Here is a 23,469-nt window from a genome sequence, read left to right on the forward strand (position 1 = left end):
TCGGGGTGTGGGAGGAGAGGTCTGAAGTGGTTTTACTCATTGGGTCGTAGGCAAATTCGTTGAAAGGAGTGGGGCAAAGGTGGGGCATTCCGCCCTGCGATTTTGCGATGGCGCAAGGTTAACACGCGAGGTCTGCCGTTCGCAGTCCACATCACTCCACTTGAAATAGCCCAGGAAATGCATCGAGTTTGCATAAATAATGCAAATTAGCATTTGCCAACCCCAAAATCTCCCGTCACTATCCCCGTTATGCAAAAACGCAACGTTTCTATCGTCTTACGCGAACTGCTGGACCGCGACCGGATCTCCCCCACGGAGCTTCACCGGCGTACCGGCGTGCCTCAATCCACGCTGTCCCGGATCCTCAGCGGCAAGATCGTTGATCCGTCGGACAAGCACATTTCCCGCATCGCCGAGTACTTCCGTGTGAGCACCGACCAACTGCGCGGGCGCGCGGCGGTGGGTGTTTCGCGGGAGGACGGGCGCGACCCGATGCATTCGGAACTCAAGGACATAAGCCTGTGGGACGACGACACACCCGTTAATGACGACGAGGTGTCGATCCCCTTTCTGCGCGAGGTTGAATTGGCTGCTGGATCAGGAAGATTCGTCATCGAGGAAAGCGAGAAGGCCAGTCTGCGATTCGGCAAGCGCAGCCTGCGGCATAACGGTGTGCAGTTCGACCAGGCCAAGTGTGTGACGGTGCGTGGCAACAGCATGTTGCCGGTGCTGCGTGATGGCGCGACGGTCGGGGTGAACGCGGGCAAAAGCGGCATTGGTGACATCGTCGATGGTGACTTGTATGCCATCAACCACAACGGCCAATTGCGCGTGAAACAGCTCTACCGCCTGCCTTCCGGGATTCGCCTGCGCAGTTTCAATCGCGATGAGCACCCGGATGAGGACTACAGCTTCCAGGATATCCAGGATGAGCAGATCAGCATCCTGGGCCATGTGTTCTGGTGGGGCATGTACGCCCGTTAACCTTCTTCTGTAAGAAATAGCCCGCCAACGAGCGGGCTTTTTTTCGCCTGGAAAAAACCACCAAACCCGCTGTCCACAAGGACAAAAATGCATTTGTGCATTTGAATAGTGAAAATAAATGCATTTGCGCATTGACTGTATATGCATACATGCATATTCTCCATATCAAGCCAGCCAACAAGGCCTGGTGGAGGCGGCAAGGATGCTGCCAGTCAATACAAGGAAGGCACGCAACACCGGCAAGGACGCCATCCGAGCGATGGCAAGGACGCCAGCAACACCGGCAAGGATGCCGACGCTCTTTAGTTTCACCGCTTAACAAACAGGCAGCGATGAACCGGCCTTAACGGTTCAGAGGGTTGGCAACTGACCCGGGTGTGCAGCGTAAAGCACCAGAAGCAGTTATCCGGCAGACAGGGATCGTGGTCGGAAAAACATCGAGGAAAGATCCGTACCGCGCCAGTAGCGCCGAAAGATCGACTGAGGACCGCATTACTGAAAAGCCCGGGCAACCGGGCTTTTTGGAATGCCTACCTATAAATGGATTTACCCAAGAGCCGGTCTTTGGCCGGTAGTGCTCAGCCAGGAGGCGTGACATGACAAACGAGCAGCAAGCGTTAGCGGAAATGCCTATCTGGCTGGTGATCGTACTGGCGCTGATTGGCGGTGTATCCGGCGAAATGTGGCGCGCCGACAAGGAGGGCGCCCGCGGCTGGTCGCTGATCCGGCGCCTGGCGCTGCGGTCCGGGGCGTGCATGGTCTGCGGGGTATCGGCATTGATGCTGTGCTACGCCGCCGGCATGTCGATCTGGACCGCTGGCGCCATTGGTTGCCTGACGGCCATGGCCGGTGCGGACGTGGCCATCGGCCTTTATGAACGCTGGGCGGCCAAGCGCATCGGGGTCAACGAGACCCCAACCTCTCGACCGGATCAGCAGTAACCGCTGCAAGGATGCAAGCAGATGACACTTCTCGAAAAACCTTCCCAGCTACCAGAGGCGATTGGGGACGTGCTCAAGAGCGCTTTCCCACAGCTGCACGTAGGCAATCACCATGACTTTCCCGGAACGGGCGATAAAGCTGGCATTTTGATCAGCGTGGAGCGCAATGGCCCCGGCGTGCGCTCTCTTGCAGGGCGAAAGGCGCATGCCTTGTCGGTTTCACTCAAGGCCATGGTTGCCAGCGGATCGGCAGCCTTTGATGCCTGCGACCTGGCCAGCCAATTGATGGACCTGGCCTTGGATAACCGCTGGGGCCTGCCGCCTGATCAGTGCGATTTGCCCAACGCGATTGTCGCAGCGCCTTCCGCGCTCAGCGGTGTAGAAACGGACTACGACACCTGGACGGTTTCCTTCACCCAAAACCTCTATCTCGGACCATTGCTGCTCGAAGATCCCACAGGCAAGCCTTTATTTGCCTGCACCTGGGAAGTCTCCGACATCAACGATCCGGATCAATATCGCCCCTTGCAGGAGTAGTCCATGTTCGATGCATTGCTACGCATGCAACTGGGGCCGATTGTCGAGCGCCTGGCGGAAATGGAAGCCCAGCTGGAAGATCTGTATCGGCGTGCCGAAAGCTTCTGTCGGATTGGCGTGTGCCAGGAGGTCGACGCCGCGAGTAATACCTGCAAGGTCAGCCACGGTGATTTGCTCAGCCCGGCGATCAAGTTTTTCAACCCGAGTGCGGGGGCGCAGACCGAAACCCGCATTCCCTCCGTGGGCGAACAATGCCTGCTGCTCAATTATGGCGGCGGGGAAGGGGGCGCTCAGTCCGTCGCCTTATTCGGCCTCAACAGTAGTCTTTTTCCGCCTGTGTCCGGTGTCGCTTCGCTGACGCGGCGTCGCCATCAGGACGGCACCCAAAGCGACTACGACGACGCCAGCCACACGTTCAACTGGGTCAACGGTCCCACCACGTTCAGCGGCTCCCGCGAGCAGGTCGACGTCAACGTCGGCGCCGCCAGCTTCACCCTGAACGCCCAGAGCATCACCCTGCAACTTGGCGCCACCAGCATGTTGCTGGATGCCGCCGGCGTGCATTTGAGCGGTCCGGTGGTGGATCACCAGGGCCGCGTGATCAGTAGCGCATAAGGATTTGCCATGATCGGAATCGATAGGAACACCGGGGCCGCCGTCGACGACTGGCTGCAATTCGTGCAGCGCGCCACCCGAGCGCTGACCACCCCCGTGGGCACTCGCCAGAAGCGCCCGCTGTACGGCTCGTTGATCCCGCAATTGCTCGGCCAGAACCTGGGCGATGACCTGCTGATCCTCGCCCAAAGCCATGCCGCCCAGGCGTTCTACAACACCCAGAACGGCATCGCCGACTTTCAACCCCAGGTCATCGTCGCTACCCGTCAGGGCGCGGGTTTGTTGCTGCGTTTTGCCGGCACCTGGAAAAACCGCCAACAAACCTTCGAGGTCGTGACATGAGCATGTTGATCCCAGGCCAGAACCAACTGGCGGAACCGGCCATCATCGCCGTCGATGAGTTCGAACCGCTGTTGGCCGAGTTCAAGGCCTTCGTCGTCGATTACGTTGCCACCCGCGCGCCGCAAAGCGCGGCCAAACTCAAGGTCAGCCTCGACAATGAAAGCGAACTGCTGACCCTGGCGCTGGAAGCGTTTTGCCTGCGCCTGCAAACCCACGAACGCAAGTACAACGCTCGCATCAAGCAGATGCTGGCGTGGTGGGCCACTGGCAGCAACCTGGACGCGCGCTTGGCCGACATGGGGCTGGAGCGTCAGGTGCTCAATCCCGGCGACCCGGCCGCTTTTCCACCCGTGCCACCTGTTCTGGAAAGCGACGACGACGCCCGCCTGCGTTACTACTTGGCACCACACGCCCCGGCGGCGGGCTCACGCATGCAATATCGCCGTGAGGTATTCACCCTCGGCGAGCGACCGTCGGTCAAGGTGCAAAGCGCCACACCCGGCGTGGTGACCGTCAGCTACACCTTTGACCCGGATGGCTACGCAGCCCAGGTCAAGGACGGCAACGGCCGCCGCACTGCCCCCGGCGAAGTGATGGTCACCGTGCTTTCCAGGGACGGTGATGGCACGGCTTCCGCCGATTTGCTTGACGGCGTACGGCGACATTTCGCACGGCCGGATGTACGACCGGAGACTGATCTGGTCGGCGTCCAAGGCGCGCAGATTCAGCGCTACAAGATTCGCGTGGTCGCCAAGATCAACGCCGGCCCGGATTCAGGGCTGACCCAAGTCGCAGCGCAAAAATTGCTGCAAACCTACGCCGACTCCTGCCATCGCCTGGAAGGCCGTGTCGACCCCAGCTGGATCGACTACGCCATCCACAGCGCCGGTGCCGCGCAACTGCAGATACTCGAACCGCTGGAACCGATCATCAGCACGGCGTTCCAGGCCCCGTATTGCACGGGTGTCGAGGTGGAGGTGCGTACGCTATGAGTGAGCCTAAAGCGAGCCTGTTGCCGGCCAATAGCTCACCGCTGGAAAAGGCGCTGGACCTAGGCTTCGGCCAGTTGCTGGAGCGCGTAACGCCTCCTTTCCCACAGTTGATGGACCCGGATCACACACCGGCTGCTTTCTTGCCCTACCTGGCAGCGGACCGCGCGGTGAACGAATGGAGCACCACGGCCCCCGAGGCCGAGAAGCGCCTGACCGTCAAACTTGCCTGGCCCACCGCACGCCAGGCCGGCACCCGCCAAGCCCTGGAGAACGCCGCCAAAGGTCTGCAACTCAGCCCCGAAGTACGCGCCTGGTACGAACAAAACCCCAAGGGCGTGCCCTATAGCTTTGCCGTGCGGGCCTGGACCGAATTGCCCTACAGCGAAACCATCGATGCCCGACTCGACCGCCGCCTGGCCGACGCCAAAAGCGAGCGCGACATTCTCTCGATCTCCGTCGGCCTTAGCGCTTCTGGAAGCCACAGCATCGGCGCCGCCACGCTGTGCGGCGAACTCACCACGATCTACCCCAACGTGCTGGCAGGCGTCGAGGCCTCCGGCCGCGCCTTTATGGCGGCCGCCCTCTACACCGTCGAAACCACCACCCTTTATCCACAGGAGCACTAAATGGCTGACTATTACACCCTGCTCACCAACGCGGGGATCGCCTACGAAACCGCCTGCAAGGCCGCGGGCGTACCGATCAAACTGGCGCAGATTTCCGTCGGCGACGGCAACGGCGCTGTCTATAACCCAGATGCCAGCGCAAAAGCGCTGAAACGCGAAGTCTGGCGCGGGCCTTTGAATGCGTTGTTTCAAGATGAGAAAAACGCCAACTGGCTGATGGCCGAAGTCACCATCCCCTCGGATGTGGGTGGCTGGTACGTGCGCGAGGCCGGTCTGTGGACGGATACCGGGATTCTGTACGCCATCGTCAAATATCCGGAGTCGTATAAGCCGGTGTTGGCAACGTCGGGGTCGGGGAAAGAGTTTTATATCCGCTCGATCTTCGAGACGAGTAATGCTGCAATCGTGACGTTGTTGATTGATGACACGGTGGTGAAGGCGACTCGGGCTTGGGTTATGGATTACCTGGGGAAGGGGACCTATTCGAAGGCTGAGATTGAGGCGATGATTGCTCAGTCGTCCGCATTGCCAGTGGGATCCATGGTGGCATTTCCGGTTGATAAGGTCCCGGTTGGGTTCCTGGAAATTGACGGCAGCGTGAAGAGTGCTGCGGCTTATCCGGACTTGGCGAAGTTCTTGGGGGTTGCGTTCAACAAAGGGGACGAAGGCACGGGGAATTTTCGACTGCCGGAATCACGAGGGGAGTTTTTACGTGGCTGGGATCATGGGCGGGGGGTGGATGCCGGTCGGATTATTGGCGGTTATCAACTCGATCAGATGCAAGGACACTTTCATGCCGCACCTAAGGGGACTACGGCATATGCCGCATTCGGTTCTGGTGGCTCCGCGCTAGCAGCTGGCAGCGGAATCATAAATCCTGCTGCTTCCGGTACGCCCGTTACCGACGGTATTAACGGCGAACCTCGAGTCGGCGCGGAGACTCGTCCGCGTAACCTTTCCGTTCTTTGGTGTATCAAAGCGTGGAATGCGCCTATCAACCAGGGAAGTATTGATGTTGCGGCCCTTGTTAATGAACTTGATGCGTTGAAATCTGCTGTTCCAGTTGGGTCGATTGTTCCTTTTCCGAAAGCTGCTGTACCTCCTGGGTATTTGGAGTTGGACGGGAGTGTGCAAAGCATCGCTGTGTACCCAGATCTCGCTGCTTATTTGGGCACGACCTTCAATATAGGTAGCGAACCTGCCGGCTTTTTCCGCCTGCCTGAGTCGCGAGGAGAGTTCTTGCGTGGTTGGGATCATGGACGGGGAATAGATGCTGGGAGGATGCCAGGAAGTTGGCAAAGTGATCAGTTGAAAGCCCACAACCACGGAATTACCGTCAGAGAAGCCGCCGCGGGGGGTGGTTTCACAACGATGTACTCCAATGGTACGCAAACTAATAGCAGTAGCTACGTTCAGTCTGAGGGGGGGATCGAAACTCGTCCGCGTAACTTAGCCGTTATGTGGTGCATCAAGGCCTGGAATGCGCCAATCAATCAAGGAAGTATCGATGTAGCAGCACTAGGAACTCACGTACAAAATTTGAATCGATCCTTGATGAATCAGTTCAAGGCAATATCTGATGTCAAGGCAAGCAGGGCGATTAACATCACATATACTAATGCGACAGAAAGTCCTCTGTACGTCAACATTGCATTTGTTAGTACTGCAAATAACCAAACAGCATCGATTCTTGTCGATGGCGTGTTGATTCTTGGGTCTTCATTCCCAAGTGCAAGCTTGAGCCTGGCGGTTTCTGCAATTGTTCCAGCAGGCGCCACTTATAAAGTCCCGACGGGTAGCTACACAATTAATACATGGACGGAAATGCGCTGATGAACTATCTCGTTAATGACGCTGGAGAGGTATTCGCTTTTGAGTTGGGCGTGAGTACGCCAGATAGTTTAAGTGTTGTTTCAGAAGCTGAGGCTATGGCTCTGGCTGCTGGCCCAGAGCCGACTCTTGATTTCATGATGATTGAACGTGAGTGGCGTGACGCGGTGTTAGCTGATACTTCATGGTTGCGTGATCGACATCGTGACCAGCGAGAAATAGAGGTCGCTACTACCCTTTCTTCGGAGCAGTTCAAAGAGCTGCTGGTTTATATGCAGGGGTTGCGCGACTGGCCTCAATCCCCAGATTTCCCTAATAGCGAAGGACGGCCAGTCTCACCTGACTGGATCGACAAACAAATCAAATAAGCCTCCGACAGTTTCAGGAGCCTTTCCCTGCTAATCACTATCCCAAACCGCTTCCCGCGGTTTTTTTTCGCCTGGAGATTCTCTCTCATGCCCACCCGCCAAACCTACACCGTCCTCATCCCATTCCCCACCGGAGGTGGCCATTGGTCCGCCGTCGGCCAGGAACTGGACCTGCTGGACGTCGAAGCATCCGCCCTGCGCACCGCCGGCCGCCTGGAACTGACCAGCGTCCTCAACTCCACCCCCAAGAAGGCTGACTAACCATGGCTGAGGTTTTGAACTTCGAGCACAACGGCATCACCGTGAATGCCACCGAATCCCCCGAGGCCATGGGTGGCCTGGGCGACAATGTGATCGGCCTGGTCGGCACTGCGCCGAAGGCCCATGCGTCGATCCCGAAGAATGCCCCGTTTCGCATCAACAGTTTCACCACCCAGGCGCTGCTGGACCCGACCGGTACGGAGTCGGGCACGCTGTTCCAGGCGGTGTACCAGATCCTCAAAGTGGTGAAGGTGCCGGTCTATGTGGTGATCGTGGAGGAGGGCGCCACCCCGGCGGACACGCTCAATAACGTGATCGGCGGTGACGAGCCGGTGACCGGTCGCAAACTGGGCCTGGCGGCGCTAGCCAGCGTGCCGGAAGACCTGACTATCATCGGCGCTCCAGGCTTCACCGGCACCAAGGCGGTGGCCGGTGAGTTCGCCTCGTTCGGCAAGCGCATCAAGGCCCGTGTGGTGCTGGACGGCAAAGACGCAAGCGTCGCTGACCAAGTGACCTACAGCGGTGAACTGGGCGGGGCCGATCTGGGTTTTGACCGTTGCCTGCTGGTGCACAACATGCCGTCGGTGTACTCCAAGGCGGCGAAGAAAAACGTGTTCCTTGCGCCATCTTCCCTGGCTATCGCAGCCCTGGCCAAGGTCAAGCAATGGGAAAGCCCAGGCAATCAGGTGACGTTCGCCGAGGACGTTTCCCGCGTCGTCGAGTACAACATCCTCGACACCTCCACCGAAGGCGACCTGCTCAACCGCTACGGCGTGAGCTACTACGCCCGCACCATCCTCGGTGGCTTCTCGCTGCTGGGTAACCGGTCCATCACCGGCAAGTTCATCAGCTACGTCGGCCTGGAAGATGCCATCAGCCGCAAGCTGGTAAAGGCCGGCCAGAAAGCCATGGCCAAGAACCTCACCAAGTCCTTCATGGACCAGGAGGTCAAGCGCATCAACGACTGGCTGCAAACCCTGGTCGCCGATGAAACCATCCCCGGCGGCAGCGTGTACCTGCACCCGGAGTTGAACAGTGTCGAGAAGTACAAGAACGGCACCTGGTTCATCGTCATCGACTACGGCCGCTATGCGCCGAACGAACACATGATTTATCAACTCAATGCCCGCGATGAAATCATCGAGCAGTTCCTGGAGGACGTTCTCTAATGTTTACCAACCGAGTCAGACAGGCCATTGCGGCCACTCTTCAAGGTTTGCCGTTGTCCGCGACGGTCAATTCGTTCACACCGCCGAAGATCGACTTCGATATGGAACCGATGACCGGCGGGCGTTTCATCGGTGAGGAAATGGCCAAGAGCGCCAAGGTGCTCAACGCGACCCTTGAATTGCAAGGCGCCGGCCCGGAAATCATGCTGGCCCTGGGCGTTCGCCTGGGTGATGACATCCTGCTCAACGTGCGCGAAGCCGGCCAGGACCAGGATGGCAAGACTTACTTCACCTACCACACGGTCGGCGGCAAGTTGAAAAGCCTGACTGAGACGGCTCTGAAAATGGGTGAGAAGCCTGTCACCACCCTGGAACTCTCCTGCCGCACCTACAACCGCCTGGAAAACGGCATTCCGGTGATCGACATCGACGTGCGCACTCAGAAATTCGTGCTCAACGGCGTCGACATCCTCGGCGATGCGCGTCGCGCCGTGCTGATGCCGTAATCCCCCGGGGGCGGGTTCGCTCGCCCCCATACTTCACCAAGGAGCTGCACAATGGCCTGGATGCCACCGCTGCACCGCCTGCTCTCGCCAGTCACTGCCGATACCGGCGCGACGATCGAGCAGGTTCAACTCAAGCCGCTGTACTACGCCGCGCAAAAAGACGCGCTGGCCCGGGCCGGTGAGGACGAGGACGACCAGTTCTTCGAACTGGCGAAACTCGCCACCGGCCTGTCGGAAAAAGAGCTCGACCAACTCAAGCGTCCGGACTACGTGACCATCGCCCAATACGTACATGAGATGTCGACACGTCCTGCGTCGTTCTTCCTCGATAAGCCAGCGGCATCGACCCACGACCAGCCCGTCCAACTGTTGCAGCCTCTCGACGCTGCCGGCCGTGTCTTCACCGACTTGTCCCTGGAAATGCCCGCCCTGCGCGCCACCAAGGTGATGAAAAAACTCGCCACCAATAAAGAGCGTGCCGAGTTCATCACCGCTCATTGCACAGGCCTGATGATCCCCGATCTTGCCCACCTCACCGTGCCTGACTGGACCGAGCTGCAGGAGCGCATCGACGATTTTTTAAATCAACCGGCGGACTTCTTTCGCAACGCGACATCGACGTGATCCTCGATGTGGTGCCGCTGGTTTACTCGGTCAATGAGGCGGAGATCCTGGATTGGGATGCCGCAAAAGCATTGCGCCGCTACGACATTGCGATCACTCGCCTTGGCGTTAAACAGGAGTAGAGCGGGATGCAAGAGACTAACTATGGGATCCGACTCGCCCAGGAGGATTTGCGCTGGATGATTGGCAACGCAGACCTTGGCAATGTGCTGGCACCGTTTTCCGCCAGCGCTGCGGCACCTGTAAGCCTGGAGGCTGCCTCGCAACCGCAATGGGCGTTGAACGGCACGTTGGCCACGCTCAGTGTGGATATCAACGCCTTGACCCAGGAACAAGTGCGACTGCGCGAGACGTTGGAGACGCTCAACACGACGTTGTTCATCAACAGCGATGCGCTGATGCCCAAGGCAGCGGATGTTGCCGCGAGCGCGCCGAAGGATGAACCCAAGGAACCGGCTGATGGTGTGGTGATGAGCTCCATCAAGGCGGTTTGGAGCGAGCTGTGGGACGCGCTGAAAAGCAAGGCCGCAGAAAAAGCGATTGATTGGGTCATAGACACGGCTGCAAAGAAATACAAAGGTCGCAAAAAAATCGGTGGGCGTACTGCTGAAGTCCGTAACTTAGTCGAACCAGGCCGCCAGGCGTTGGGCGGCTCGTCAGCAAGTTTTCAAGCCGGGGCGACCTCGCAAGGCTTTCAGTCCTTTACTGGGGCGAGCACCGCAACGCCAGCGCCCAACCGGCCAGACATTCCGGCGGGTGCCTTGGCCGATGCTTTCGTCACACTCGGATCCGTCGGCATTCGGCGGCTCGCGCCCTTGAGAACCGCTGAAGCCACCTTGGGCGTGATCCAGGGCGTACGCGACGGTGACGTCAAGGCCGTCGGCGCCGGCCTCAGCACGGCGGGTGGTGCCTGGGCCGGCGCCTCTGCCGGGGCCGCCATCGGCACCCTGGTTTTACCCGGTGTCGGTACGGCTGTCGGCGGCGCGATCGGTGGATTGCTGGGCAGTGAGGCGGGCGCCTGGCTGGGTGACAAGCTGTTCGGGCCAAGCGACCGCCTGGCCGCGCCCGCCGATGTCAGCAAGCAACTGAGCAACGCCCAGGCTGACAATCGCCAACTGACATTCGCCCCGCAAATCACCATCAACGCACCTGAACAGGCCAGCTATCAGCAACTGGCGGCGCTGGTGGTGCAACAGATTGAAGCCCAATTCACGCCGTTGTCGATGGACAGCCTGTTGGCGACGCGACGTGACTCGGCGCTGACCGATACAGGAGTGGCGTGATGCGACAACAGATGGCATTGGGCTCGTTTATTTTTGGGCTGTCCCGGGGTTTTGCCTACGACACCCTTGACCGTGCGAGCAGCGGTGGCTGGGTCAGCCTGGAGATCATTGCCGGCAAACCCAAATCTAGCCAGGTCGGCCAGGCGCTCGAAACGCTCACCTTCGGCGGTAAGGCCGCACGGGCACAGGGCATGGCGCGGCTGGACGAATTGCGTGCGTTGCAAACCCTGCGTTTGCCGTTGCCTCTGGTCGACGGCGTTGGCCTTAGCTGGGGGCTGTGGACCATCAAGTCGGTGGACGAAAAACAGTCCAGCGTCATCGATGACGGCACGGCGATGGTGATCAATTGGTCCGTGGTGCTGGAGGAGTTCGTCAATGCGTAGGGTGAGAAGTATTGCCGGGGATTCGGTGAACCTGTTGCTCTACCGCGAGCTGGGTCGCTGTGATGATGCGGCCGAGGAAGTGCTGTGGCGCTTGAATCCTCAACTCGCCGAGCAGGGTGTGGTCCTGCCGGCAGGCGTCACCGTGGTGGTGCCCGAGCTGTCGGTACAACCTATTGCCAAGCAGCCGGTTTCGGCCTGGGACTAAGGAGTCACCATGACACTTGGATTTACACCGGTGGTGGAAATTTACGGCGCCAATGCCGCGCTGCTCAATGAGCGGCTATTGGAATGGGAGCACACCGATTTGGCGGGTTTTGCGTCCGATCAGTTGAAGCTGACCCTCGACATCGAAGGCCTTGAAGGGCTGCCCAGCCTGGGCGGTCAGATCGGCCTGCGCGTCGGCTACCTGGAATCCGGCCTGGTGGATAAAGGTCGGTTCAAGATCACTCAGCGAACGCCATCGCTGTTTCCGCTGCGCGCGGTGCTGGTGGCGACGGCGGCGCCTTTTGATGAGCCCGAGTTCAAGAAGCGACGAACCGCCAGCCACGGGCCGATCAGCCTGGGGGCGCTGTTTCGCCAATTGACCACGCGCTACGGCTTCTCACCGCGTGTGGCACATGATTTGGAAGACGAGCAGATCCAGCATATCGACCAGACCAACGAAAGCGACATGGCGTTTTTGACGCGGTTGGCCAAGCGTTTCGATGCGGTGGCCAAGCCCGTCGACGAGCTGTATGTGCTGGGCCGTAAAGGGCAGATCAAATCGCTGTCGGGCAAGGTTTTGCCGGATGTGCAGTTGTCGATCACCCGCGACAACCGTCCGGGGGATCGTGCGTTTATTTCCGCCAGTTTCACTGAGTCCAGCCGTGCGACCTACTCCGGCGCGCAAGCGAGTTGGTGGGACGCAGCCGCCGGCAAACAGCACGTGGTGGAAGTGGGCATCGCGCCGTTCAAGGTGATGACGCAGCGTTACCAGAGCGAGGCTGAAGCCAGGACTGCCGCAGAGGGCGAGATGCGTCGGGTGGGGCGCGAAGGGTTGCAGGTCAATGTGATCTGCCCCGGCAATCCCTCATTCGGCGCCGAAGGGTTGTTGCTGTTGGACGAGTCTTGGCCTGGCTTTATGCAGGGGCGTTGGTCGATCAAGAGTGTGATTGCCAGTGGCAAACGCAAAGAGAGCTATCGATGTGCGATCAAGGCCAGCGGTTTGTCCCCGGCCGAGTGAGGAACCATGCTGATAACATTGCCTCAACTGCTTCAAATCCTGCCGGGAGCCCGCCTTGGAGCGGGCGTTTTTTTGCCCGCGCTGAACACGGCGATGGCCAGGTTTGAGATCGGTCAACCCAAGCGCGTCGCGGCGTTTATCGCTCAAGTCGGTCATGAGTCCGGCGAGTTGCGCTACGTGCGTGAACTGGGCAGTGATGCCTATTTGAGCAAGTACGACACCGGCGCATTGGCCGTGCGCCTGGGTAACACCCCCGAAGCGGACGGCGACGGCCAGAAGTACCGGGGCCGGGGGCTGATCCAGATTACCGGGCGCCGTAATTACCTGGCCTGCAGCCAGGCCCTGTTCGGTGATGAGCGTTTGTTGCGAGAACCGATGTTGCTGGAGCAACCGCAATGGGCCGCCGAGTCGGCGGCCTGGTTCTGGCAGAGCAACGGCCTGAACGCGCTGGCCGACAAGGACCAGTTCACCACCATCACGCGGCGCATCAACGGCGGGCTCAATGGGCTGGAGGATCGCTTGCGGCTGTGGGCGCGGGCGAAGGCGGCGCTTTGCGTTTCTTAAACGTGTACCGGCGTGCCTTCGCCCGTTTGCGTCTTGAGACAGTCCGTCACTTGCGCGTGCGATTGGCTCCTGTAGGGTAGGCGAACCCCCGCCCATGACTGGAGACGACCGTGAAGGAAATCACTCAACTGGCTGCTGAACTGGGGCGCCGTTTGCAGGTGCTCAATGCCCACGTCACCACTGCCGAGTCCTGCACCGGCGGCGGAATCGCGGAAGCCATCACGCGGATTCCGGGAAGCTCGGCCTGGTTCGAGGCGGGGTATGTCACCTATTCCAACCGCCAGAAGACCCGCCAGTTGAATGTGCCGCAAACGTTGTTTCCAAAAGTCGGTGCCGTCAGCCAGGAAGTGGTGGAGGCGATGGTGCGCGGTGCACAGGAAAAAAGCCTGGCGCGCTTTGCCGTTGCGGTCAGTGGCGTCGCGGGCCCTGATGGCGGTTCGCCGGACAAACCGGTGGGCACCGTATGGCTGGCGTTCGGCGTCGGCGAGGAGGTCACGGCCGAGCTTGAGCACTTCACCGGCAACCGCGACGAGGTCCGCCGACAAACGGTAAAGGCCGCGCTAGAGGGCTTGTTGCGACGAGCTGCAGCAGAAATAGAAAATCAGGGGTAGGCGATCTCCGATCTTTGTGGAACAATACTGTCTACTTATACAGGTGTTGGCCGCCCCGGCCTTATTGATTACGTGAGGACTTTAATGGACGACAACAAGAAGAAAGCCTTGGCTGCGGCCCTGGGTCAGATCGAACGTCAATTCGGCAAGGGTGCCGTAATGCGTATGGGCGATCACGACCGTCAGGCGATCCCGGCTATTTCCACGGGCTCTCTGGGTCTGGACATCGCGCTCGGCATTGGCGGCCTGCCAAAAGGCCGTATCGTTGAAATCTACGGTCCTGAATCTTCCGGTAAAACTACCCTGACGTTGTCGGTGATTGCCCAGGCGCAGAAAATGGGCGCCACCTGTGCGTTCGTCGACGCCGAGCACGCCCTGGACCCTGAATACGCCGGCAAACTGGGCGTCAACGTTGACGACCTGCTGGTTTCCCAGCCGGACACCGGTGAGCAGGCCCTGGAAATCACCGACATGCTGGTGCGCTCCAACGCCATCGACGTGATCGTGGTTGACTCCGTGGCGGCCCTGGTGCCCAAGGCTGAAATCGAAGGCGAAATGGGTGACATGCACGTGGGCCTGCAAGCCCGTCTGATGTCCCAGGCGCTGCGTAAAATCACCGGTAACATCAAGAACGCCAACTGCCTGGTGATCTTCATCAACCAGATCCGTATGAAGATCGGCGTGATGTTCGGCAGCCCGGAAACCACCACCGGTGGTAACGCGCTGAAGTTCTACGCTTCGGTCCGTCTGGACATCCGTCGTACCGGCGCGGTGAAAGAAGGTGACGAGGTTGTCGGTAGCGAAACCCGCGTTAAAGTCGTGAAGAACAAAGTGGCCCCGCCTTTCCGTCAGGCCGAGTTCCAGATTCTTTACGGCAAGGGTATCTACCTGAACGGCGAGATGATCGACTTGGGCGTGCTGCACGGTTTCGTCGAGAAATCCGGTGCCTGGTATGCCTACAACGGCAGCAAGATCGGTCAAGGCAAGGCCAACTCGGCCAAGTTCCTGGCGGACAACCCGGACATCGCTGCCACGCTTGAAAAGCAGATTCGCGACAAGCTGCTGACTGCTGCTCCAGACGTGAAAGCTGCCGCCAACCGCGAGCCGGTTGAAGAAGTGGAAGAAGCTGACACTGACATCTAACGATGACAGTTGTACTGGATACACTCGTCGCCGTTCGGCGCACTGCAATGGACCTGCTCGCTCGCCGCGAGCACGGTCGAGTCGAGCTGACGCGTAAATTGCGTCAGCGCGGCGCGGAGCCCGAGATGATCGAAAGCGCCCTCGACCGCTTGACGGAAGAGGGGCTGCTTTCCGAAGCCCGATACCTCGAAAGTTTTGTTTCCTATCGCGCTCGCTCGGGCTATGGCCCGGCGCGTATTCGTGAAGAGCTGAGCCAGCGTGGCCTGCAACGCGCTGATATCGACCTTGCCCTGCGCGAGTGCGGAATCAGTTGGCAGGCGCAGTTGGAAGACACCTGGCGGCGCAAGTTCTCTGGCCATCTGCCGATTGATGCCAAGGAACGGGCGAAGCAGGGACGATTCCTCAGCTATCGCGGGTTTTCGATGGAAATGATCAGCCGCTTGTTGAGCGGTCGTGACATGGATGACTGAACACAGTTGTAGAGGCGAGCGAGCTGTTGTGGCGAGGGAGCTTGCTGTGGCGAGGGAGCTTGCTGTGGCGAGGGAGCTTGCTCCCGCTGGGCTGCGTAGCAGCCCCACCCATCTGGATCAATGCATATAAAAAGACCCACTATGAAAATAGTGGGTCTTTTTTTTTGCCCTCAAAAAATCACGCCGGCTCCGGCGCCACTCGCTGCTGCGCCTTGCCCTGAGCCTGTGCCCAGTTCTCCGGCAAATTGATGTAGTCCACCAACTCCCGCAGCCGGCCCTGATCGCGCCCGTTGAAGTTGAACACCAACCGCGTTAAATGGCTGAACCTCGGTTCATCATGTTCCTCGCCGGTATACGCGAGCTGCTGGAACTCACCACTCAATCGCAGGCTGGCGAACTCGCCTTGCAAATGGGCCAATGCGCGTTCACTGAGCGGGTGATTCATGCGCACCACAAACTCGCGTTTCAGCCAACGGGTGGAGTGGAAGTTGGCATAAAACTGGTTGATCTCTTCCACTGCTTCTTCGGCGCTGTACACCAGGCGTACCAGCTTGAGGTCGGTGGGCAGGATGTAGCGATTGGCTTCCAATTGGCTGCGGATAAAATCCAGGGCGCCTTGCCAGAATCCGCCACCCGGCGCGTCCAGCAGCACCACTGGGACCAGCGGACTCTTACCGGTCTGGATCAGGGTCAGCACTTCCAATGCTTCATCCAGGGTGCCGAAACCGCCTGGGCACAGCACCAAGGCATCGGCCTCCTTGACGAAGAACAGCTTGCGGGTAAAGAAGAAGTGGAAGGACAGCAGGTTCTCGGTGCCATCGATGGTCGGGTTGGCATGCTGTTCAAACGGCAGGGTGATGTTGAACCCCAGGCTGTGTTCCAGGCCCGCGCCTTCGTGGGCGGCGGCCATGATGCCGCCGCCGCCGCCGGTGATCACCATCAAGTCCGAACGTGCCAGTGCCGCGCCGACTTCGCGGGCCAGTGCATACAATGGGCTTTCTATCGGTGTGCGAGCCGAGCCGAACACCGTGACCTTGCGGCGGCCCTTGAACTGTTCGAGCACGCGAAAGGCATTGTCCAGCTCGCGAATGGCTTGCAGGGTGATCTTGGCGTTCCAGCGGTTGCGGTCGTCCTGGGCCATGCGCAGCACGGTGAGGATCATGTCGCGATACAGGGGAATATTCGGGCTGTTGGGGGCGATCAGCTGGAGTTGTGCGTCGACCTGCTGGGTGAGGTCGGTGCCGTGTTGTTCAAAATGTCGGAGCAGGCGGTCATTCGGTTCGTAAGGCATTCAACTTCTCCTTCTTGCAGGGCACCTTCGCCGCAGGCGACGACACTGCTTGTGTCGCTGTTCGCCGCAGGGGGCAACCTTCTTTTGCCCTGAAAATGTTACAGAACAGCATGAAAAGCGCTGTGGATGAACGGTCGGGATGACTTGATCATGGGCCGGAAAACCCTTGGCTGGCAACCACTTATTGGTCGCTCAATACGGAGTCTAGCTGCCTGGAAGGCATTGAAGCGGGGGGAGTGCGCGCCACCGGACGGCAGCACGCGAAGGTCAAACCGTTACTTTTTCTTTTTTGCCGCAGCCGGTGCCGGGCAATCCGCTTCCACGAACTTCACCGAGGCCACAGGACGGTTGGTCTTGTTCTCAGTGATTTCGTAACGCATCACCGCACCCTTGGCCATCAGCTCGCGGTAGCCCTTGTTCAGGCACACGCTCTGACCGAGCTGGAAGTACACCGCCTTGGGGTTGGCGCGCATCTGTTCGGCGCGGTCGGGCAAGACACTCAGGTGATCGATCAGTTGCATGCCTTCAACGGTGTAGGCCACTTCCAGGGTCTTTTCGTCGATTTCCCGGGGCAGGTCCTTGTTGCTCTCAGCCGCGACGCTTTGCAGCTTGCGGTTCATTTGGGCCTCCAGCAGCGAGGCCGCCTGGGCGCACACGGGCAATACCAGCGCGAGGGCGACGGATGGGGCGACAAGGCGCAGCATGGAACGCAGCATGAAACTCTCCTGATTCGGTTACTGGTGCATAGACCAGCCACTGCGCTGTGCGTTCAGTGGCGCGCAATTATAGGTGAGCCCTTGCCACTACAGCCAGGCGTATCGCTGGTAAACTGCCGCCACTTCAGCCGTCCACGAGTTTTCACCGTGTCGATCTACCCGCACCACCGGCGCATCCGATGAGCCACGCCGTTTCCCGCCTGCGTACCCAGCGTCTGGCCCGTGCCGTCCGGCCGTTCCTCAATCGTGGTTCGCGTGCCGAACGCTGCCCGGACTGCCGGGTCATTCCTGAGTACTGCCTGTGTGCCTGGCGGCCCAAAGTCGCCGCCACTTCAGCGATGTGCCTGCTGATGCATGATGTGGAACCCATGAAACCCAGCAATACAGGCTGGCTGATCGCCGACGTGATCGACGACACCACCGCGTTCGCCTGGTCACGTACCGAGGTCGATCCTGAACTGCTCACACTGCTGGCCGACCCGCAGTGGCAGCCCTATATCGTGTTCCCCGGCGAATTCGTCGCACCTGAGCGCGTCGTCAGCGAGGTGAAGGTAGAGGAGGGCAAGCGTCCACTGTTCATCTTGCTGGACGGCACTTGGAGCGAAGCGCGCAAAATGTTCCGCAAAAGCCCGTACCTGGAGCATTTGCCGGTGCTCAGCCTGGCGCCCGAGCAGCTATCGCGCTACAAACTGCGCCGTTCCAAGCGCGACGACCACTTCTGCACCGCCGAAGTCGCTGCTCTGTGCCTTGAGCTGGCCGACGACCTGGTGGCCAGTGAGGTCCTGGACGCCTACCTGGATGTGTTCAGCACCCATTACCTGGCCGCCAAGTTCCAGATGCCGCTGGATCCGACGGATACTGTTCATACGCGCCTTGCTCCCTATATTGCGACGGTATAACCAGACGACGTTTGCATGATGGCACCCCAACCCCGCAACCCGCTAAAATGCCCACGGGCGTAGCGCTTGACCCTCCAGGCTACGCTGGGCATGCTGGGCGCCGATCAGGGCACCCCTAAAAAACAGGATCATTTAATCAATGGCCACATACGAAATCCTGATAGCCGATGACCACCCGCTGTTTCGCAGTGCGTTGCACCAGGCCGTGACCTTGGGCCTTGGGCCGGATGTCCGCCTGGTCGAAGTGGCCAGCATTGCCGAGCTGGAAGCCCGCCTCACCGAAAAGTCCGACTGGGACCTGGTGCTGCTCGACCTGAACATGCCCGGCGCCTATGGTTTCTCCGGGTTGGTGCTGTTGCGCGGCCAATACCCGCAGATCCCCGTGGTGATGGTCTCGGCCCAGGAAGAAGCTGACGTGGTGGTGCGTTCCAAGGAGTTTGGCGCCAGCGGTTTCATTCCCAAGTCCAGCGCGATGGAAGATATCCAGAAAGCTGTGCGCACGGTGCTGGATGGCGATGTGTCCTGGCCGCCGCAAGCGTTCGAAGAAATCAACGTGTCCGACGAAGCCAAGGCCGCCCGTGATGGCCTTGCCAGCCTGACACCACAGCAGTTCCGGGTGCTGACCATGGTCTGCGAAGGCTTGTTGAACAAGCAGATTGCCTACGAGTTGAGCGTGTCGGAAGCGACGATCAAGGCCCACGTCACGGCGATCTTCCGCAAACTGGGCGTGCGTACACGCACCCAGGCGGCGTTGCTCTTGCAACAACTTGAGTCAATTTCGCAGCATTAAGCTGTCATCGATTCACGCTTTTTTGACTTGGCGTGATCTAGTTTCCCCACTTCTTTGGTTCAGTTGCCTACGTCTATGTCGCCTTTCAAGGGTCAAACCGGTATCAAACGTATCTTCAATGCGGGGGGCTATTCCCTGGATGGCCTGCGTGCGGCTTTCACCGGCGAGGCGGCATTCCGCCAGTTGGTGTTGCTCAACGTGATCCTGATCCCATTGAGCTTTTTCCTGAATGTGAGCCGGGTCGAGCGTGCGTTGCTCATCGCCGTGTGTTTGCTGGCGTTGATTGTCGAGTTGCTCAATTCGGCAGTCGAAGCGGCAATCGACCGCATCTCCCTTGACCGCCACCCGCTGTCGAAAAACGCCAAGGACATGGGCAGCGCCGCGCAATTCGTTGCGCTGACCATGATCACCCTGGTCTGGGCCGTGATCCTGATCTAACCCTCAGGCAATGCTTGGCAGCACGATCTCGTCGCTGCGCTGAACCCCGGCGGTGAAGGCGCGGCACAGTTCCAGGAACTCGCGCATCCCCGAGGTCTGGTACTTCTGCTTATGCCAGATGAAGTAGAACTGCCGGGCCAGGTCCAGGTCTGGGGTTTCCACCGGCACCAGGCTGCCACGCCGGAATGCGTCGCGCAGGGCCAGTCGCGAAATACAGCCAATCCCCAGCCCTGACTCCACCGCGCGCTTGATTGCTTCGGTGTGCTCCAACTCCAGGCGAATATTCAGCGCGCTACGGTGATGGCGCATGGCTTGGTCAAAGGTCAGGCGTGTGCCTGAGCCTTGTTCCCGCAGGATCCACGCCTCATGGGTCAACTCGTCCATGGTTGCCACGCCGCGCTTGGCTAAATGATGTTGCGGTGCGCAAAACACCACCAGTTCATCCTCCACCCAGGTTTGCACCTCGATATCCGGGTGGCTGCAGTCGCCTTCGATTAGACCCAGGTCAATTTCGTAGTGCGCCACCTGATGCACGATATGCGCAGTGTTCTGCACATGCAGTTTCACCTGGCTCTCGGGGTGTTGCTGCATGAAGCTGCCGATCAGCAACGTGGCCAGGTAATTGCCGATGGTGAGGGTGGCGCCGACCGCCAGGGAACCGAAGCCGGACTTGCCGTTGAGCAGGTCCTCGATCTCCTTGGCCTGGTCCAACAGCGCCACTGCCTGGGGCAATAGCTGATGACCGAGGGCGTTGAGGCTCAGGCGTTTGCCCGCGCGGTCGAATAATTGGCAGCTGGATTGGCGCTCCAGCTCAGTGATTGAGGTGCTGGCGGCGGATTGAGATAAGGCCAGAAGGCCAGCAGCGCGCGAGACGCTTTCCTGCTGGGCGACGGCGACGAAGACTTGCAGTTGACGGAGAGTAAATCGCATATCGATATAACCGATAACCCTTATCTTAATAATCCAGTTAACAGATATTGTCGCCGCCATTAGAATGCTGTGCAATTGCGCAACTACATTTGGCGCAGACCCATTTCCAGGAGTCCCCCGTACATGAGCAACATGAACCACGAGCGTGTCCTCAGTGTTCATCACTGGAACGACACTCTGTTCAGCTTCAAGTGCACCCGCGATCCGGGCCTGCGCTTCGAGAACGGTCAGTTCGTGATGATCGGCCTGCAACAGCCCAACGGCCGCCCGCTCATGCGCGCTTACTCCATTGCCAGCCCGAACTGGGAAGAGCATCTGGAGTTCTTCAGCATCAAGGTGCCGGATGGCCCGCTGACTTCCCAATTGCAGCACTTGAAGGAAGGCGACGAGATCATCATCAGCAAAAAACCGACGGGCACCCTGGTGCTTGACGATTTGAAGCCGGGCAAACACCTGTACCTGCTCAGCACCGGTACTGGCCTGGCGCCATTTATGAGCGTGATCCAGGACCCGGAGACCTACGAGCGCTTTGAAAAAGTGATCCTGTGCCACGGCGTGCGTTACGTCAACGAAGTCGCTTACCGCGAATTCATCACCGAGCACCTGCCGCAGAACGAATTCTTCGGCGAGGCCCTGCGTGACAAGTTGATCTACTACCCGACCGTGACCCGCGAGCCGTTCGAAAACGAAGGCCGCCTGACCGACCTGATGCGCAGCGGCAAGCTGTTCAGCGACATCGGCCTGCCACCGATCAACCCCGAGGACGACCGCGCCATGCTGTGCGGCAGCCCAAGCATGCTGGACGAAACCAGTGAAGTGTTGAACAGCTTCGGCCTGAAAGTTTCGCCACGGATGCGTGAGCCGGGTGATTACTTGATCGAGCGTGCGTTCGTCGAGAAGTAATGCTGGGTCAGTAACAACACTGATCAAAAAAATGTGGGATCGGGCTTGCCCGCTCCCACATTTTGTTTCCGGTTTCTTCAGTGGGCGGGAAGTACTTCCAGCACACAAATCACCCCCGCCTCGGGATAGTGCCAGCGCACATCCACATCCCAGAACTGCGCCCCGTATTCTCGCTCCGGCCCCGGCGTCTGATACGCCGGCCGTGGGTCCTGTGCCAGGCACTGATCAATCAGTTCCACCAACGGCTCGCCCAGGCGCTGCGCATGACCTTGTGCCTGTTGCAGGGCAGTCTTCAGCCACTGCACTGGAACCAGCTGAGGCGCGGCGCTGGCGATGTCGTTGGTCGCCGTGTCGAGAATGTCGGCATACGGGACATAGGGCTTGATATCCAGCACCGGTGTGCCATCGAGCAGATCAATCCCGGAGATCCACAGCCGTCCCGGCTCCACTTTGTCCAACTTCACCACTGACTGGCCAATGCCATTCGGGCGATGAGTCGCACGGGTAGCAAACACGCCCATGGAGGTGTTGCCGCCCAGGCGGGGTGGGCGCACTTTCAGGCGTGGCTTGTCTTCCAGCGCCTGATGGAACAGGAACAACAGCCACACATGGCTGACATGCTCCAGACCCTGTACAGCCTCGCCGCCGTCGAACGGCGCCACCAGCTCCAGCACACCACGGGCGGCAGGCGCCAGTTGCGGTTGGCGTGGGATGGCGAACTTCTCCTTGAAACAGGAGCGCACAAAGCCGACGGGCGAGACGTTGTAGCTCATGGCTTAAGCACGCACTCGCAGGGTCAGGCCTTTGAGGAAGTTGCGCAGCAGCTGATCGCCGCAAGTACGGTAGTTGGTGTGGCCGAACTTGCGGAACAGCGCGCTCAGCTCAGGCTTGGAAACCGGGAACTCGGCGGCCTTGAGGATGGCGTGCATGTCGTCTTCCTTCAGTTCGAAGGCCACGCGCAGCTTCTTGAGGATGATGTTGTTGGTCACCGGGGTCTCGATCGGCTGCGGCGGACGGCTTTCGTCCTTGCCGCGCTTGAAGATCACCAAACCGTCGAGGAAGTGTGCCATGACTTCATCCGGGCAGAACACGAAGCCTTCTTCCTCGTCTTTCTTGAGGTAGGTCAGCAGGTCGTCCTTGGTCACGTCCATGCCGCCGAGCTTGATGATCTCGACCATCTTGTTGTCGCTGATGTCGAGCATGTAGCGCACGCTGCGCAGTACGTCGTTGTGAATCATGGTGGGCAATCCTGGTATTCAACTGAGGACACCGCGCAAAAGAGGCGGTGTCGAGGAAAAGGGTAGCGGCTTAGAACTTCTCTTTGCCGGACAGGTAACGCCATTGGCCAACCGGCACCTTGCCGATGGACACGCCGCCGATGCGGATACGACGAATGGCGACGACTTTGAGGCCAACCGCTTCACAGAACAGCGCGATCACGCCTGGCTGCGGGTTTTTCAGCGCAAAACGCAGGCGGTTTTCGTTCTGCCAGCTGGCTTTGACCGCCGGCAGCTCTTTGCCTTTGTAGGTCAGGCCGTGGTTCAGGCGATTGAGGCCGTGGGCAACCATGTCGCCTTCGACTTCCACCACGTACTCCTGCTCGATCTTGGCGGCATCGGCGGTCAATTTGCGCAGGATCTTCCAGTCCTGGGTAAACACCAGCAGGCCGCTGGCCTTGGCTTGCAGGTCGGCGCTGGCGGTGAGGCGCAGGAAGTGGCCCTTGAGCGGGCGCTTGCCGAAGCGGTGTTCTTCCGAGAGGGTATCGGCGCTGATCGACGCCATGGCCGTTTCGGCATCTACCCCAGCCGGGGCGTGCAGCAGGATGGTCACGGGCTCGGGCGCGGTGGCCTTGGCGTCCGAGTCGAGTTCGACCTTCTGGGTGGTGACCTTGAACTGCGGTTCGTCGATCACTTCACCGTCCACCGAGACCCAGCCGCCTTCGATGAACAGCTCAGCCTCCCGACGGGAGCAACCGACCAGTTCGATAAGGCGTTTGGAGAGGCGTATGGGGTCAGTCATGACAAGGGCCGT

General features: G+C 59.6%; 32 protein-coding genes. 26 read left to right on the top strand and 6 right to left on the bottom strand.

The window, feature by feature from the left end:
• The first annotated feature begins 249 nt into the window (after positions 1-249).
• The 22 genes from OZ428_RS07530 (at position 250) to recX (ending at position 15,471) form a co-directional block, all read left to right on the top strand.
• Positions 250-984 carry a LexA family transcriptional regulator gene (locus OZ428_RS07530; RefSeq protein WP_010212723.1) on the top strand — a complete coding sequence of 245 codons (735 nt, stop codon included), beginning with the start codon at positions 250-252 and terminating at the stop codon, positions 982-984.
• Positions 985-1,580: 596 nt separating this feature from the next.
• Positions 1,581-1,925 (top strand): phage holin family protein, encoded by a 345-nt coding sequence (locus tag OZ428_RS07535; protein WP_016977943.1) that lies wholly within the window; start codon positions 1,581-1,583, stop codon positions 1,923-1,925.
• A 21-nt stretch (positions 1,926-1,946) separates the two neighbouring features.
• Positions 1,947-2,462, top strand: coding sequence for a hypothetical protein (locus OZ428_RS07540; protein ID WP_133074491.1), 516 nt, complete (start codon positions 1,947-1,949; stop codon positions 2,460-2,462).
• A 3-nt stretch (positions 2,463-2,465) separates the two neighbouring features.
• On the top strand, positions 2,466-3,077 hold the full coding sequence (locus tag OZ428_RS07545; RefSeq protein WP_133074490.1) for a phage baseplate assembly protein V: 612 nt from the start codon (positions 2,466-2,468) through the stop codon (positions 3,075-3,077).
• Positions 3,078-3,086: 9 nt separating this feature from the next.
• A complete protein-coding gene (locus OZ428_RS07550) occupies positions 3,087-3,419 on the top strand; it encodes a phage baseplate protein (protein WP_028619075.1) in 333 nt (110 codons plus the stop codon).
• Positions 3,416-4,411: a baseplate J/gp47 family protein gene (locus tag OZ428_RS07555; protein ID WP_269133031.1), complete on the top strand. Its 996-nt coding sequence runs from the start codon at positions 3,416-3,418 to the stop codon at positions 4,409-4,411. The genes OZ428_RS07550 and OZ428_RS07555 overlap by 4 nt, the downstream gene beginning before the upstream one ends.
• Positions 4,408-5,037 carry a phage tail protein I gene (locus tag OZ428_RS07560; protein ID WP_133074488.1) on the top strand — a complete coding sequence of 210 codons (630 nt, stop codon included), beginning with the start codon at positions 4,408-4,410 and terminating at the stop codon, positions 5,035-5,037. The genes OZ428_RS07555 and OZ428_RS07560 overlap by 4 nt, the downstream gene beginning before the upstream one ends.
• A complete protein-coding gene (locus OZ428_RS07565; protein WP_269133032.1) occupies positions 5,038-6,870 on the top strand; it encodes a phage tail-collar fiber domain-containing protein in 1,833 nt (610 codons plus the stop codon).
• A complete protein-coding gene (locus OZ428_RS07570; RefSeq protein WP_269133033.1) occupies positions 6,870-7,235 on the top strand; it encodes a phage tail assembly chaperone in 366 nt (121 codons plus the stop codon). Before OZ428_RS07565 ends, OZ428_RS07570 begins: the two co-directional genes overlap by 1 nt.
• Before the next feature lie 87 nt (positions 7,236-7,322).
• The gene (locus OZ428_RS07575; RefSeq protein WP_269133034.1) at positions 7,323-7,496 is read left to right on the top strand and encodes a hypothetical protein; all 174 of its coding nucleotides are present in this window, start codon (positions 7,323-7,325) and stop codon (positions 7,494-7,496) included.
• Positions 7,497-7,498: 2 nt separating this feature from the next.
• Positions 7,499-8,665, top strand: coding sequence for a phage tail protein (locus OZ428_RS07580; RefSeq protein WP_133074486.1), 1,167 nt, complete (start codon positions 7,499-7,501; stop codon positions 8,663-8,665).
• Positions 8,665-9,171 (top strand): phage major tail tube protein, encoded by a 507-nt coding sequence (locus OZ428_RS07585; RefSeq protein ID WP_269133035.1) that lies wholly within the window; start codon positions 8,665-8,667, stop codon positions 9,169-9,171. The genes OZ428_RS07580 and OZ428_RS07585 overlap by 1 nt, the downstream gene beginning before the upstream one ends.
• A 51-nt stretch (positions 9,172-9,222) precedes the next feature.
• Entirely contained in the window at positions 9,223-9,795 is a 573-nt protein-coding gene (locus tag OZ428_RS07590) for a phage tail assembly protein (RefSeq protein ID WP_269133036.1), read from the top strand.
• Positions 9,792-9,917, top strand: coding sequence for a hypothetical protein (locus tag OZ428_RS07595; RefSeq protein WP_010212704.1), 126 nt, complete (start codon positions 9,792-9,794; stop codon positions 9,915-9,917). Before OZ428_RS07590 ends, OZ428_RS07595 begins: the two co-directional genes overlap by 4 nt.
• 6 nt (positions 9,918-9,923) lie before the next feature.
• Positions 9,924-11,078 (top strand): hypothetical protein, encoded by a 1,155-nt coding sequence (locus OZ428_RS07600; protein WP_133074483.1) that lies wholly within the window; start codon positions 9,924-9,926, stop codon positions 11,076-11,078.
• Entirely contained in the window at positions 11,078-11,461 is a 384-nt protein-coding gene (locus tag OZ428_RS07605; RefSeq protein ID WP_133074482.1) for a phage tail protein, read from the top strand. The genes OZ428_RS07600 and OZ428_RS07605 overlap by 1 nt, the downstream gene beginning before the upstream one ends.
• On the top strand, positions 11,454-11,666 hold the full coding sequence (locus tag OZ428_RS07610; RefSeq protein WP_133074481.1) for a tail protein X: 213 nt from the start codon (positions 11,454-11,456) through the stop codon (positions 11,664-11,666). Before OZ428_RS07605 ends, OZ428_RS07610 begins: the two co-directional genes overlap by 8 nt.
• Positions 11,667-11,675: 9 nt before the next feature.
• Positions 11,676-12,683: a contractile injection system protein, VgrG/Pvc8 family gene (locus OZ428_RS07615; RefSeq protein ID WP_269133037.1), complete on the top strand. Its 1,008-nt coding sequence runs from the start codon at positions 11,676-11,678 to the stop codon at positions 12,681-12,683.
• A 6-nt stretch (positions 12,684-12,689) separates the two neighbouring features.
• Positions 12,690-13,247: a glycoside hydrolase family 19 protein gene (locus OZ428_RS07620; protein WP_269133038.1), complete on the top strand. Its 558-nt coding sequence runs from the start codon at positions 12,690-12,692 to the stop codon at positions 13,245-13,247.
• Between the two features lie 110 nt (positions 13,248-13,357).
• The gene (locus tag OZ428_RS07625; protein WP_177110997.1) at positions 13,358-13,858 is read left to right on the top strand and encodes a CinA family protein; all 501 of its coding nucleotides are present in this window, start codon (positions 13,358-13,360) and stop codon (positions 13,856-13,858) included.
• An 84-nt stretch (positions 13,859-13,942) separates the two neighbouring features.
• Complete coding sequence (gene recA / locus OZ428_RS07630; protein ID WP_003189042.1) at positions 13,943-15,001, top strand: recombinase RecA; 1,059 nt, start codon at positions 13,943-13,945, stop codon at positions 14,999-15,001.
• Between the two features lie 2 nt (positions 15,002-15,003).
• Positions 15,004-15,471 carry a recombination regulator RecX gene (gene recX, locus OZ428_RS07635; RefSeq protein ID WP_033899922.1) on the top strand — a complete coding sequence of 156 codons (468 nt, stop codon included), beginning with the start codon at positions 15,004-15,006 and terminating at the stop codon, positions 15,469-15,471.
• 178 nt (positions 15,472-15,649) lie between these two features.
• On the opposite strand, the gene OZ428_RS07640 is transcribed toward recX, so the two are convergent.
• Together OZ428_RS07640 and OZ428_RS07645 are read right to left on the bottom strand one after the other, a co-directional pair.
• Entirely contained in the window at positions 15,650-16,762 is a 1,113-nt protein-coding gene (locus OZ428_RS07640) for a TIGR00730 family Rossman fold protein (protein ID WP_133074478.1), read from the bottom strand.
• Between the two features lie 275 nt (positions 16,763-17,037).
• The gene (locus OZ428_RS07645; RefSeq protein WP_010212685.1) at positions 17,038-17,478 is read right to left on the bottom strand and encodes a PA3611 family quorum-sensing-regulated virulence factor; all 441 of its coding nucleotides are present in this window, start codon (positions 17,476-17,478) and stop codon (positions 17,038-17,040) included.
• Between the two features lie 179 nt (positions 17,479-17,657).
• Between OZ428_RS07645 and OZ428_RS07650 the strand changes: the two genes are divergently transcribed.
• The 3 genes from OZ428_RS07650 (at position 17,658) to OZ428_RS07660 (ending at position 19,605) form a co-directional block, all read left to right on the top strand.
• Positions 17,658-18,377, top strand: a complete 720-nt coding sequence (locus OZ428_RS07650; protein ID WP_133074477.1) for a tRNA-uridine aminocarboxypropyltransferase — start codon at positions 17,658-17,660, stop codon at positions 18,375-18,377.
• A gap of 139 nt (positions 18,378-18,516) precedes the next feature.
• Positions 18,517-19,167, top strand: a complete 651-nt coding sequence (gene erdR / locus OZ428_RS07655) for a response regulator transcription factor ErdR (RefSeq protein WP_003189050.1) — start codon at positions 18,517-18,519, stop codon at positions 19,165-19,167.
• Between the two features lie 75 nt (positions 19,168-19,242).
• Positions 19,243-19,605: a diacylglycerol kinase gene (locus tag OZ428_RS07660; RefSeq protein WP_003172176.1), complete on the top strand. Its 363-nt coding sequence runs from the start codon at positions 19,243-19,245 to the stop codon at positions 19,603-19,605.
• A gap of 3 nt (positions 19,606-19,608) precedes the next feature.
• Here the strand turns inward: OZ428_RS07660 and OZ428_RS07665 are convergent, their stop codons facing one another.
• A complete protein-coding gene (locus tag OZ428_RS07665; RefSeq protein ID WP_269133039.1) occupies positions 19,609-20,535 on the bottom strand; it encodes a LysR family transcriptional regulator in 927 nt (308 codons plus the stop codon).
• Between the two features lie 123 nt (positions 20,536-20,658).
• Here OZ428_RS07665 and fpr point away from each other — a divergent pair, with 123 nt between their 5' ends.
• Positions 20,659-21,438 carry a ferredoxin-NADP reductase gene (gene fpr, locus OZ428_RS07670; protein ID WP_003189055.1) on the top strand — a complete coding sequence of 260 codons (780 nt, stop codon included), beginning with the start codon at positions 20,659-20,661 and terminating at the stop codon, positions 21,436-21,438.
• 77 nt (positions 21,439-21,515) lie between these two features.
• Here the strand turns inward: fpr and tsaA are convergent, their stop codons facing one another.
• The 3 genes from tsaA to OZ428_RS07685 all read right to left on the bottom strand — a co-directional run bounded on the left by tsaA (position 21,516) and on the right by OZ428_RS07685 (position 23,457).
• A complete protein-coding gene (tsaA, locus tag OZ428_RS07675; protein WP_133074476.1) occupies positions 21,516-22,211 on the bottom strand; it encodes a tRNA (N6-threonylcarbamoyladenosine(37)-N6)-methyltransferase TrmO in 696 nt (231 codons plus the stop codon).
• 3 nt (positions 22,212-22,214) lie between these two features.
• The gene (locus OZ428_RS07680; RefSeq protein ID WP_032893248.1) at positions 22,215-22,676 is read right to left on the bottom strand and encodes a DUF1456 family protein; all 462 of its coding nucleotides are present in this window, start codon (positions 22,674-22,676) and stop codon (positions 22,215-22,217) included.
• Between the two features lie 70 nt (positions 22,677-22,746).
• Positions 22,747-23,457, bottom strand: coding sequence for an rRNA pseudouridine synthase (locus OZ428_RS07685; RefSeq protein ID WP_269133040.1), 711 nt, complete (start codon positions 23,455-23,457; stop codon positions 22,747-22,749).
• Positions 23,458-23,469: the final 12 nt, after the last annotated feature.

The organism is Pseudomonas sp. GXZC (genome assembly GCF_026967615.1).
GTDB lineage: Bacteria > Pseudomonadota > Gammaproteobacteria > Pseudomonadales > Pseudomonadaceae > Aquipseudomonas > Aquipseudomonas azotoformans_A.

Coding starts and splice junctions, on each gene's coding strand:
- OZ428_RS07560 (WP_133074488.1), top strand. CDS start 4,408: ATGAGTGAGCCTAAAGCGAGCCTGTTGCCGGCCAATAGCTCACCGCTG.
- OZ428_RS07530 (WP_010212723.1), top strand. CDS start 250: ATGCAAAAACGCAACGTTTCTATCGTCTTACGCGAACTGCTGGACCGC.
- OZ428_RS07660 (WP_003172176.1), top strand. CDS start 19,243: ATGTCGCCTTTCAAGGGTCAAACCGGTATCAAACGTATCTTCAATGCG.
- recX (WP_033899922.1), top strand. CDS start 15,004: ATGACAGTTGTACTGGATACACTCGTCGCCGTTCGGCGCACTGCAATG.
- erdR (WP_003189050.1), top strand. CDS start 18,517: ATGGCCACATACGAAATCCTGATAGCCGATGACCACCCGCTGTTTCGC.
- OZ428_RS07590 (WP_269133036.1), top strand. CDS start 9,223: ATGGCCTGGATGCCACCGCTGCACCGCCTGCTCTCGCCAGTCACTGCC.
- OZ428_RS07620 (WP_269133038.1), top strand. CDS start 12,690: ATGCTGATAACATTGCCTCAACTGCTTCAAATCCTGCCGGGAGCCCGC.
- recA (WP_003189042.1), top strand. CDS start 13,943: ATGGACGACAACAAGAAGAAAGCCTTGGCTGCGGCCCTGGGTCAGATC.
- OZ428_RS07575 (WP_269133034.1), top strand. CDS start 7,323: ATGCCCACCCGCCAAACCTACACCGTCCTCATCCCATTCCCCACCGGA.
- OZ428_RS07550 (WP_028619075.1), top strand. CDS start 3,087: ATGATCGGAATCGATAGGAACACCGGGGCCGCCGTCGACGACTGGCTG.
- OZ428_RS07685 (WP_269133040.1), bottom strand. CDS start 23,457: ATGACTGACCCCATACGCCTCTCCAAACGCCTTATCGAACTGGTCGGT.
- OZ428_RS07610 (WP_133074481.1), top strand. CDS start 11,454: ATGCGTAGGGTGAGAAGTATTGCCGGGGATTCGGTGAACCTGTTGCTC.
- tsaA (WP_133074476.1), bottom strand. CDS start 22,211: ATGAGCTACAACGTCTCGCCCGTCGGCTTTGTGCGCTCCTGTTTCAAG.
- OZ428_RS07565 (WP_269133032.1), top strand. CDS start 5,038: ATGGCTGACTATTACACCCTGCTCACCAACGCGGGGATCGCCTACGAA.
- OZ428_RS07580 (WP_133074486.1), top strand. CDS start 7,499: ATGGCTGAGGTTTTGAACTTCGAGCACAACGGCATCACCGTGAATGCC.
- OZ428_RS07640 (WP_133074478.1), bottom strand. CDS start 16,762: ATGCCTTACGAACCGAATGACCGCCTGCTCCGACATTTTGAACAACAC.
- OZ428_RS07680 (WP_032893248.1), bottom strand. CDS start 22,676: ATGATTCACAACGACGTACTGCGCAGCGTGCGCTACATGCTCGACATC.
- OZ428_RS07585 (WP_269133035.1), top strand. CDS start 8,665: ATGTTTACCAACCGAGTCAGACAGGCCATTGCGGCCACTCTTCAAGGT.
- OZ428_RS07570 (WP_269133033.1), top strand. CDS start 6,870: ATGAACTATCTCGTTAATGACGCTGGAGAGGTATTCGCTTTTGAGTTG.
- OZ428_RS07535 (WP_016977943.1), top strand. CDS start 1,581: ATGACAAACGAGCAGCAAGCGTTAGCGGAAATGCCTATCTGGCTGGTG.
- OZ428_RS07645 (WP_010212685.1), bottom strand. CDS start 17,478: ATGCTGCGTTCCATGCTGCGCCTTGTCGCCCCATCCGTCGCCCTCGCG.
- OZ428_RS07555 (WP_269133031.1), top strand. CDS start 3,416: ATGAGCATGTTGATCCCAGGCCAGAACCAACTGGCGGAACCGGCCATC.
- OZ428_RS07540 (WP_133074491.1), top strand. CDS start 1,947: ATGACACTTCTCGAAAAACCTTCCCAGCTACCAGAGGCGATTGGGGAC.
- OZ428_RS07605 (WP_133074482.1), top strand. CDS start 11,078: ATGCGACAACAGATGGCATTGGGCTCGTTTATTTTTGGGCTGTCCCGG.
- OZ428_RS07650 (WP_133074477.1), top strand. CDS start 17,658: ATGAGCCACGCCGTTTCCCGCCTGCGTACCCAGCGTCTGGCCCGTGCC.
- OZ428_RS07665 (WP_269133039.1), bottom strand. CDS start 20,535: ATGCGATTTACTCTCCGTCAACTGCAAGTCTTCGTCGCCGTCGCCCAG.
- OZ428_RS07615 (WP_269133037.1), top strand. CDS start 11,676: ATGACACTTGGATTTACACCGGTGGTGGAAATTTACGGCGCCAATGCC.
- OZ428_RS07545 (WP_133074490.1), top strand. CDS start 2,466: ATGTTCGATGCATTGCTACGCATGCAACTGGGGCCGATTGTCGAGCGC.
- OZ428_RS07600 (WP_133074483.1), top strand. CDS start 9,924: ATGCAAGAGACTAACTATGGGATCCGACTCGCCCAGGAGGATTTGCGC.
- fpr (WP_003189055.1), top strand. CDS start 20,659: ATGAGCAACATGAACCACGAGCGTGTCCTCAGTGTTCATCACTGGAAC.